The 9,182-nt window shown below is 68.4% G+C and carries 8 protein-coding genes, 1 tRNA gene and 1 other RNA gene; 8 read left to right on the top strand and 2 right to left on the bottom strand.

The genetic code is table 11. The features are described from left to right. Nucleotides 1-27 precede the first annotated feature (27 nt). The 4 genes from AC14A7_RS10460 to AC14A7_RS10445 are packed head-to-tail and all read left to right on the top strand — an operon-like array spanning nucleotide 28 to nucleotide 4,663. On the top strand, nucleotides 28-1,311 hold the full coding sequence (locus tag AC14A7_RS10460; RefSeq protein ID WP_484008762.1) for a saccharopine dehydrogenase family protein: 1,284 nt from the start codon (nucleotides 28-30) through the stop codon (nucleotides 1,309-1,311). Beyond that, nucleotides 1,308-1,898: a GNAT family N-acetyltransferase gene (locus AC14A7_RS10455; RefSeq protein ID WP_484008760.1), complete on the top strand. Its 591-nt coding sequence runs from the start codon at nucleotides 1,308-1,310 to the stop codon at nucleotides 1,896-1,898. Before AC14A7_RS10460 ends, AC14A7_RS10455 begins: the two co-directional genes overlap by 4 nt. 40 nt (nucleotides 1,899-1,938) lie before the next feature. Continuing rightward, nucleotides 1,939-3,663, top strand: coding sequence for a helicase HerA-like domain-containing protein (locus AC14A7_RS10450; protein WP_484008758.1), 1,725 nt, complete (start codon nucleotides 1,939-1,941; stop codon nucleotides 3,661-3,663). 55 nt (nucleotides 3,664-3,718) lie between these two features. Further along, nucleotides 3,719-4,663, top strand: a complete 945-nt coding sequence (locus AC14A7_RS10445; RefSeq protein ID WP_484008756.1) for a hypothetical protein — start codon at nucleotides 3,719-3,721, stop codon at nucleotides 4,661-4,663. On the opposite strand, the gene AC14A7_RS10440 is transcribed toward AC14A7_RS10445, so the two are convergent. Next, on the bottom strand, nucleotides 4,660-5,268 hold the full coding sequence (locus AC14A7_RS10440; RefSeq protein WP_484008754.1) for a hypothetical protein: 609 nt from the start codon (nucleotides 5,266-5,268) through the stop codon (nucleotides 4,660-4,662). The two genes, AC14A7_RS10445 and AC14A7_RS10440, sit on opposite strands and share 4 nt — an antisense overlap. Before the next feature lie 20 nt (nucleotides 5,269-5,288). Continuing rightward, nucleotides 5,289-5,376 (bottom strand) — tRNA-Ser (locus AC14A7_RS10435). Between the two features lie 56 nt (nucleotides 5,377-5,432). Here AC14A7_RS10435 and ffs point away from each other — a divergent pair. The 4 genes from ffs to AC14A7_RS10415 all read left to right on the top strand — a co-directional run. Beyond that, nucleotides 5,433-5,529: signal recognition particle sRNA small type (ffs, locus tag AC14A7_RS10430), an RNA gene on the top strand. A gap of 92 nt (nucleotides 5,530-5,621) precedes the next feature. After that, nucleotides 5,622-7,733, top strand: coding sequence for a phosphate acetyltransferase (pta, locus tag AC14A7_RS10425; RefSeq protein ID WP_484008752.1), 2,112 nt, complete (start codon nucleotides 5,622-5,624; stop codon nucleotides 7,731-7,733). Next, entirely contained in the window at nucleotides 7,730-8,854 is a 1,125-nt protein-coding gene (locus AC14A7_RS10420) for an acetate/propionate family kinase (RefSeq protein WP_484008750.1), read from the top strand. The genes pta and AC14A7_RS10420 overlap by 4 nt, the downstream gene beginning before the upstream one ends. Then, the coding region (locus AC14A7_RS10415) for a ZIP family metal transporter (RefSeq protein ID WP_484008748.1) at nucleotides 8,847-9,182 on the top strand (336 nt) is incomplete at its 3' end. The genes AC14A7_RS10420 and AC14A7_RS10415, both read left to right, overlap by 8 nt.

The raw sequence follows: 9,182 nt of genomic DNA, 5'->3' as shown, positions 1-9,182 counted from the left end.
TCCCGCCTCGCCCAGTAGCGTCGGAGCATGACTGAATCCACGCGGATCCTCCTCGTCGGCGCCGGTGGCGTCGGCAACTCCATTGCCAAGATCGCCGCGGAGCGCTCGTTCTTCGAGACCATGATCGTCTGCGACTACGACCTCGGCCGGGCAGAGGCGGCAATCGGCTGGATCACCGCGAAGCACGGCGACCAGGGCGACCGTTTCGTGGCAGCCAGGATCGACGCCTCCGACCCCGAGAACGTCGCAGCGGTTGCGCGCGAGCACCGCGCAACCCACGTCATGAACGCCGTGGAGCCCAAGTTCGTGCCGACCATCTTCGCCGGGGCCCTCGCCGCCGGAGCGGACTACCTCGACATGGCGATGAGCCTGTCAGAGCCGCACCCGTCGAACCCGCACGAGGAGACCGGTGTCAAGCTCGGCGACGACCAGTTCGCGCAGTCGCCCGACTGGGAGACCGCGGGCCGCCTCGCCCTCGTCGGCATGGGCGTCGAGCCGGGGCTCAGCGACGTGTTCGCGCGCTATGCCGCCGACCACCTGTTCAGCGAGATCGACGAGCTCGGCACCCGCGACGGAGCCAACCTCGTGGTGCGCGACGAGGCTGGCAACGAGATCTTCGCCCCGTCCTTCAGCATCTGGACCACGATCGAGGAGTGCCTCAACCCTCCCGTCATCTGGGAGAAAGAGCGCGGCTGGTACACCACGGCGCCGTTCAGCGAGCCGGAGGTCTTCGACTTTCCCGAGGGCATCGGCCCGGTCGAGTGCGTCAACGTCGAGCACGAGGAGGTGCTGCTCATGCCGCGCTGGATCGACGCGAAGCGCGTGACCTTCAAGTACGGGCTCGGCGACGAGTTCATCGGCGTGCTCAAGACGCTCAACCTGCTCGGCCTCGACAAGACGGAGCCCGTGCGGGTGCGCACCGCCGACGGCCCCGCGATGGTCGCACCCCGCGACGTCGTCGCCGCTGGCCTGCCCGACCCGGCGACCCTCGGACCCCGGATGACCGGCAAGACCTGCGCCGGCCTCTGGGTGACCGGCACCGGCGTCGACGGCACGCCGCGCGAGGTCTACCTGTACCACGTGAGCGACAACGAGTGGACGATGGCGGAGTACGAGAGCCAGTGCGTCGTCTGGCAGACGGCCCTCAACCCCGTGATCGCGCTCGAGCTGCTCGCCAACGGCACCTGGAGCGGCACGGGAGTGCTCGGGCCGGAGGCGTTCGACGCCGTGCCGTTCCTCGACCTCATGAAGCTGCCCGTCGCCGAGGGCGGCTACGGGCAGGCGTGGGGGCTCGAGGACCGCTTGGCATGATCCGCCGATACGATCCCGCCGACTACGACGCCGTCTCCCGCATCTGCCTCCTCACGGCCGAGGGCGGCGGCGACGCCACCGGTCGCTACGTCAGCGACGACCTCATGCCCGACATCTTCGCGCGTCCCTACGTCTGCCTCGAGCCGGAGCTCGCCTTCGTCGTCGAGGACGACGAGGGAGTGGGCGGCTACATCCTCGGGGTGGCCGACACCCGACGCTTCGTTGAGCGCTTTCGCAGCGAGTGGCTGCCGCGCATCGAAGCTGCATACGAGCACACCGAGCCGGTCGTCACGAAGGATGACCTCATCCGGCACCTCGGCTTCTGGCCGGAGCGCATGCTCATCCCCGAGGTCGACGCGTTCCCAGCCCACCTGCACATCGACCTGCTCCCGCGACTGCAGGGGCAGGGCCTCGGGCGCCAGCTCATCGACACCCTGGTTGCCGCCCTGCGCGAGCGCGGTGTGCCCGGCCTTCACCTGACCATGGATGCCGCCAACACCAACGCGCGCGCCTTCTACGACCGCATCGGCTTCGCCGAGCTGCCCTCGAGCACGCCAGATGCCCCGGCGCTCGGCATGCGGCTCTAGGCAGTCGCCCCGCCGCACCGGGGGTGCATAGGCTGAACCCATGACGGATGCAGCAGCCCAGGTCGAAGCAGCACGCAAGGCGCTCGCAGACGCGGAGGCGGCGCTCGCGGCGGAGACGGCGGCGGCTGCTCAACCGGTTTCGACACGCTCAACCAGCAGAAGCGCAGGCCCGCTCGGCGCCGAGGCCATCGAGGCCATTCGCGCCGGCTACGCCTTCGAGGGCGCGGTGCTCGAGATGGGCGCGCTCGTCAACGGCGAGGCACTGCCGGATGTGCAGGTGCGCATCCCGGTCGCCATGCTCAACCGCCACGGCCTCGTTGCCGGCGCGACGGGAACGGGCAAGACCCGCACACTGCAGGTGCTCGCAGAGCAGTTGTCGGCGAACGGCGTTCCGGTCTTCGCCGCCGACATCAAGGGCGACCTCAGCGGCATCGCGAGCCCGGGGGAGTCGAGCCCGAAGCTCCTCGCCCGCACCGTCGGCATCGGCCAGGACTGGTCGCCGGCCGCCAGCCCAACCGAGTACTACACGCTGGGCGGCCAGGGCACCGGCATCCCGATCCGCGCCACGGTATCCAGTTTCGGCCCGCTGCTGCTGTCGAAGGTGCTCGGCCTCAACGCCACGCAGGAGTCGAGCCTCGGCCTCGTGTTCTACTACGCCGATCAGGCCAAGCTGCCGCTCGTCGATCTCGACGACCTGCGCGCGGTGCTCACCTGGCTCACGAGCGACGAGGGCAAGTCAGAGCTCAAGGAGCTCGGTGGCCTCTCGAGCGCTACCGCCGGTGTCATCCTTCGCGAGCTCGTCACTTTCGCGAGCGAGGGTGCCGACGTCTTCTTCGGCGAGCCGGAGATCGACACGCAGCTGTTCCTTCGGCAGGATGCCGAGGGCCGCGGCATCGTCAGCCTGCTCGAGATTCCCGGAGTGCAGGACAAGCCGGCGCTCTTCTCCACCTTCCTCATGTGGTTGCTCGCCGACCTGTTCAACGACCTGCCAGAGGTCGGCGACATCGACAAGCCGAAGCTCGTCTTCTTCTTCGACGAGGCGCACCTGCTGTTCAAGGACGCATCCAAGGACTTCATCGCGTCGATCACGCAGACCGTTCGCCTCATCCGGTCGAAGGGTGTCGGCATCGTCTTCGTCACCCAGACGCCGAAGGACGTGCCGAACGACGTGCTCGCGCAGATCGGCTCGCGCGTGCAGCACCAGCTGCGCGCCCACACGCCCGACGACGCGCGCGCCCTCAAGCAGACCGTCTCGACGTACCCGACCTCTGGCTACGAGCTCGGCGAGGTGCTCACCTCGCTCGCCACCGGTGAGGCCATCGTCACGGTCATGAGCGAGCGGGGAGCCCCGACCCCGGTCGCCTGGACGCGGCTGCGCGCCCCGCGGGGCTCGATGGCCCCGACCCCGGCCGACCAGATGCTCGCGACCGTCACCGCCTCACCGCTGCTGGCCACCTACGGAGAGCTGATCGACCGCGAGTCCGCCCGCGAGCTCCTCGCCGCCAAGATGAATGCCGCCGCGGATGCCGCTGCCGCAGCGGGCACGGCGGAGGCGCAGTCCGACGAGGCGGCGCGCCTGCAGAAGCAGTACGAGAAGGAGTGGCGCGAGGCGTCGAAGGGTCGCGCGCCGGCGGCGAAGCCGAAGTCGACCGCACGCCCTCGGGCGAAGGACAACCCCATCGGCGACATCCTCGGATCCCGCACCGGCCAGACGGTCGTGCGCGAGGTGCTGCGCGGAATCTTCTCGACGCTCAAGAAGCGCTGAACAGCGGTGACATCCTGTAGCTTCTAGGAACACCACCCTGAACACAAAGGCTCCCGTGAAGCGACCTCTCTCTGCTCTCGCCGTTTGCGCAGTATCCATGGCCATCGTGCTGGTCAGCGCCGCTCCGGCCTCGGCGGTCGCCCCGCTTCCCGACGGCGACACGCTCTACGCGATCCCGTGCCATTCCGACCTGACACTCAAGCTGGTCAACCCGGATGACAGCACGTGGGTCGACGTCGGAACCCAGCCGGCGATAGGCACGGTCGAATGCGCATACCAGCCAGCCTTCAATCCGGTGACAGGGCAGTCGTTCTACCTCGGCGGCAACACGATGTCGGGGGAGTGGCCGCTGCTTCGTGTCGACACCACGACCGGGGTCTCCACCGTGGTGCATGAGATCTGGGATGGCACGACAAACCTCAATATCGGCGCGGGCGCTGACTTCCCCGGCAACATGCTCATCACCAACGCCGGCGTTGCCTACTTCCTCGGTGGCACCAGGCTCCATGCCCTCGACCTCGATACGGCCACGATCGGCGCCCAGATCGGGCCAGACATCGTCATCGTCGGCGACATCTATGCCACCGCGTGCTCTCCGGTGAATGCCAGCTGCTACATCCTCACCGAGATCGGAAGCCTCTACTCGCTCGACCCGGCCACCGCCGCGGTCGCCCTCCTCGGCACAGTGCCCGTCGGTGGCAACTACAGCCTCCAGGTCGCGTCGGATGGCACGCTGTGGTCGAGCTCCAACGGCGGTCACGTGTCCTCCTTCTCTGCCGCCGACCCTGCAGCAACCTTCGTGCAGGGCAACGCGACCGCGGAGTACTCCGGCGCCTACCTGATCACCCGGGCACCGGCGGCGGCACCGGCTGCGGCAGCGCCCGCGCTGGCGGCGTCGGGCGACGAGGGTGCGGGTGTTCTGCTCGCGGCCAGCGGGCTGTTCGCGCTCGGCGGCATCCTCATCGTCGGAGCGCGACGGCGCAGGAGCCTGTCGAACTAGTTCGTCGCGCCGAGGCTGACAAGCGCGCCGTAGAGCACGAGTCCGCCGAGAACGAGCACGCCCCCGAAGATCAGTGCAGCCATGACCGGGCGGCGCTCGAACCAGTAGAGCAGTCCGTGGTAGGTCGCGTAGAGCTCCGAGGTGGAGATCGGCCGGTCGATCTCGATGAGCGGCGCCTCGAGGGTGGAGACGACGGTGTCCATCGACTCCCGGGTCCAGAACTGGCCGCGCAGGCGGATGACCTGCCATCCGTGCGCGTCGCAGACGAAGAGCTGCGCAACCGTCTCCGACGACGTGCCGGTGGGGAACACCTCTGCCCGCATGATGGATCCGATCTCGTCGATGTCCAGCCGTGTCGTCTTGCCGAAGTACCCGCGCTCCGCGATGCCCGTCGGGCTCACCCACACCCCGAGGCGCAGGTAGGAGATCACCGAATACCCGAACGCAGCGGCGACGATGACGGCAGTGACAAGCACGACGGGCCAGAGGTTGGTGGAGATCGTCAGGTAGAACAGCACGCCGAATGCCGGAATGGAGAACGCGAGGATGGCTGCGGTGCCGCGGCGGAAGAGGGATGAGCGCGGGCGGAGCCGTGTCGTGCTCATCGTCTCCCGGCTGCGTGAGTTGGCGGAGAATGGGGGATTCGAACCCCCGAGGGCTTTCACCCAACACGCTTTCCAAGCGTGCGCCATAGGCCACTAGGCGAATTCTCCTTGGGTCTCGCCAGCGCACCGGCGAATACCTCGATCGATCATAGCTGTAAACTTGAACCGGCTCCTCGCGTGGCGCCATCCAGGCCAACTCCCCCAGGGCGGAAACGCAGCAAGGGTAACCGGGCTCTGGCGGGTGCGCGAGGGGTCTTTAATGTTTTCGGGCAAGTGCTTCGCACGCCCGACACCCGGCTTCGCCGGGCCTTCTGCCGCGACAGTCACACAGGCGATCCACCTACAGTGGAACCGTGGCGACATCCATCTACATCACCTCTGCCGAGGGGCACTCCGGCAAGTCCTCGATCGCGCTCGGTGTGCTCGACACCCTGAGCCACGAGACCCCTCGGGTCGGGGTGTTTCGGCCGATCGCACGCTCCACCGCCGAGCGCGACTACGTGCTCGAGCTGCTGCTCGCCCACGACGGTGTCGACCTCGAGTACGACGAGTGCGTCGGAGTCACCTATGAGGAGGTGCACGAGAACCCCGATGCCGCCCTCGAGCGCATCGTCGAGCGCTACAAGCACGTGCAGGCCAAGTGCGACGCGGTCGTCATCGTCGGCAGTGACTACACCGATGTCGGCAGTCCGACAGAGCTGAGCTACAACGCCCGCATCGCTGCCAACCTCGGTGCCCCCGTTCTTCTCGTGCTCACCGGCCGCAGCATGGACGAGTCGCGAGGCCGCACCGCCGACGAGATGCGCCAGATCGCCGAGCTCACGATTCCTGAACTCGCCGCAGCGCACGCCTCGCTTCTCGCCGTCGTCGCCAATCGTGTGGATGCCGCCCTCGCCCCCGCGATCATCACCACCCTCGAGACCTCAGCGGGCACCCCCGCCTGGGCTATTCCGGAAGACCCGTTCCTCGTCGCCCCCACCGTGCGCGGCATCATGACCGCGGTAGACGGCACCCTGCTACGCGGCGACGAGGCCCTGCTCAACCGCGAGTCCCTCGGCGTGGTCGTCGCCGCCATGACGATGGAGAACGTGCTTCCCCGCCTCATCGAGGGCGGAGTCGTCGTCATCCCGGCCGACCGCGGAGAGGTGCTCATCGCGGTGCTGATGGCCCACGCGAGCGGCACCTTCCCCTCCATCGCCGCCATCGTGCTCAACGGCGGGTTCGAGCTCGCGCCGTCGATCCAGAAGCTCATCGACGGCCTCGACGAGTCCCTTCCGATCATCTCGACCGAGTACGGCACCTACGACACGGCGAAGCGCATCACGCAGACCCGTGGTCGACTCGCGGCCGACTCGCAGCGCAAGCTCGACACGGCGCTCGCGCTCTTCGAGAAGCACGTCGACGCCTCTGTGCTGCGTGATGCGCTGAGTGTCGGCGGCTCTGACGTGGTGACGCCGCTCATGTTCGAGTACGCCCTCATCGAGCGGGCGAGAACCGACGTGAAGCACATCGTGCTGCCGGAGGGCAACGACGACCGCATCCTTCGGGCCGCCGGCACACTGCTCAGCCGCGGTGTGGCCAAGCTCACCATCCTCGGGGTCGAGAGCGAGGTGCGTGCCCGTGCGGCCGGGCTCGGTGTCGACATCTCCGCCGCGAGCATCCTCAACCCGGAAGACCCGGAGCTGCGCGAGCGCTTCGCCGTCGAGTATGCCCGGGTGCGTGCCCACAAGGGCATGACCGTCGAGGAGGCCCGCGACATCGTCGTCGACGTCTCCTACTTCGGCACGATGATGGTGCACCTCGGCCTCGCCGACGGCATGGTCTCTGGCGCCGCCCACACGACGGCCCACACGATCAAGCCGGGCTTTGAGATCATCAAGACGGTGGCCGGCGTCTCTGTCGTCTCCAGCGTCTTCTTCATGGCCCTCGCCGACCGCGTGCTCGTCTACGGGGACTGCGCCGTCGTGCCAGACCCGACGGCAGAGCAGCTCGCCGACATCGCCATCTCGTCTGCCGGCACGGCAGAGCAGTTCGGCATCGAGCCGCTCGTGGCGATGCTGTCGTACTCGACAGGGGAGTCGGGCTCGGGGGCAGAGGTCGAGAAGGTGCGCACGGCGACCGCCCTTGTGCACGAGCGGCGGCCCGATCTGCAGGTCGACGGCCCCATCCAGTACGACGCGGCGGCGGATGCCGCTGTCGGCGCCTCGAAGATGCCGGGCAGCAAGGTGGCCGGGCGCGCCACCGTCTTCATCTTCCCCGACCTCAACACGGGCAACAACACCTACAAGGCGGTGCAGCGCAGCGCTGGTGCCGTCGCCGTCGGGCCGGTGCTGCAGGGCCTCAACAAGCCGGTCAACGATCTCTCGCGCGGGGCACTCGTGCGCGACATCGTCAACACCGTGGCGATCACGGCGATCCAGGCCCAGCGGCCCGTGCCGGTCGAGGCCGTCGGGACCCCAGCATGACCTCCGTCTTCATCGTCAACTCGGGCTCGAGCTCGATCAAGTACCAGCTGATCGAGGTCGAGACAGAGAAGTCGCTGCTCTCCGGAATCGTCGAGCGGATCGGCGACGGGGGTCCTGCCGACCACACGGCGGCGATGGTCGGCGTGCTCGGCTCTCTCGGCGGGCTATCGGTCGACGCGGTCGGCCACCGGGTCGTGCACGGCGGATCCCAGTTCGCCGACGCGACCCTCATCGACGACGGGGTTCTCGCCGCGATCGAGGCGCTGTCGGCGCTGGCACCGCTGCACAACCCTGCCAACGTGCTCGGCATCCGGGCTGCCATGGTCGCGCTGCCCGACGTTGCGCACATCGCCGTCTTCGACACCGCCTTCCACCAGACGCTGCCGCCCGCTGCCTACACCTACGCGCTGCCCGTCGACCTTGCGGCGCAGTACGGAATCCGACGCTATGGATTCCACGGCACGTCCCACAAGTACGTCTCAGAACGCGCGGCCGCCTTTCTCGATCGACCGCTCGAGTCCCTCCGCACGATCGTGCTGCACCTCGGCAACGGGGCATCCGTGACCGCGGTGGATGGCGGGCGCTCCGTCGACACCTCCATGGGACTCACCCCGCTGCAAGGCCTCGTCATGGGCACCCGCTCTGGAGACCTCGACCCCGCGGTGCTGGTGCACCTCCACCCCGTCGCCGGCCTCTCGGTCGATGAGCTCGACATCCTGCTCAACAAGAAGTCGGGCCTGCTCGGCCTCACGGGCAGCGGCGATATGCGCGACGTGCAGGAGGCGGCGTCGAACGGCTCAGAGGCGGCGCTGGCCGCGCTCGCCGTTTGGCGGCACCGCATCCGCGGCTATATCGGCGCCTACATCGCCACGCTCGGCGGAGTCGACGCCATCGTGTTCACGGCCGGGGTCGGGGAGAACAACGCGCTGCTGCGCCGCCGCTCGCTTGCCGGACTCGAGTTTCTCGGTATCGCGATCGACGACGACCGCAACGAGCTCTCCTCCCGGGCGGAGCGCCGCATCTCGCCCGACGGTGCGGCCGTCGAGGTGCTCGTGATCCCGACGAACGAAGAGCTCGAGATCGCGCGCCAGGCGGTGGCGCTGCTGGGCTCGCATGCCTGACTGGGTCGTCGCCGGTTTCGGCGGTCTCGCCGCCGCCAGCACCCTGCTCATCGGTGCAGGGCTGGCGTGGGTCATTCGCATTCCGCGCGTCGTCACCACGAGCATCATGGCCTTCGGCGCGGGGGTGTTGATCTCGACCCTCGCCTACTCCCTCGTGCAGGATGCGAACGAGACGGGCGGGATCGTTCCGACCGGGGCCGGCTTCCTCACCGGCGCCCTTCTCTACGTCGGTGCCGACTATCTGGTGTCGCATCGTGGCGGCGGACACTCGCGAATGAGCCAGGCTCCAGAGCGGGAGGGTGAGACGAGCGGCGTGAGTCTCGCGGTC

The organism is Conyzicola sp. (genome assembly GCF_057073975.1).
This window is presented reverse-complemented; position numbering and strand designations above follow the sequence as displayed.

Bases quoted from the DNA above. Each gene is read 5' to 3' on its own strand.
- AC14A7_RS10420 (WP_484008750.1), top strand. From the start codon at position 7,730: ATGACCTCCGTCTTCATCGTCAACTCGGGCTCGAGCTCGATCAAGTAC.
- AC14A7_RS10455 (WP_484008760.1), top strand. From the start codon at position 1,308: ATGATCCGCCGATACGATCCCGCCGACTACGACGCCGTCTCCCGCATC.
- AC14A7_RS10440 (WP_484008754.1), bottom strand. From the start codon at position 5,268: ATGAGCACGACACGGCTCCGCCCGCGCTCATCCCTCTTCCGCCGCGGC.
- AC14A7_RS10460 (WP_484008762.1), top strand. From the start codon at position 28: ATGACTGAATCCACGCGGATCCTCCTCGTCGGCGCCGGTGGCGTCGGC.
- AC14A7_RS10450 (WP_484008758.1), top strand. From the start codon at position 1,939: ATGACGGATGCAGCAGCCCAGGTCGAAGCAGCACGCAAGGCGCTCGCA.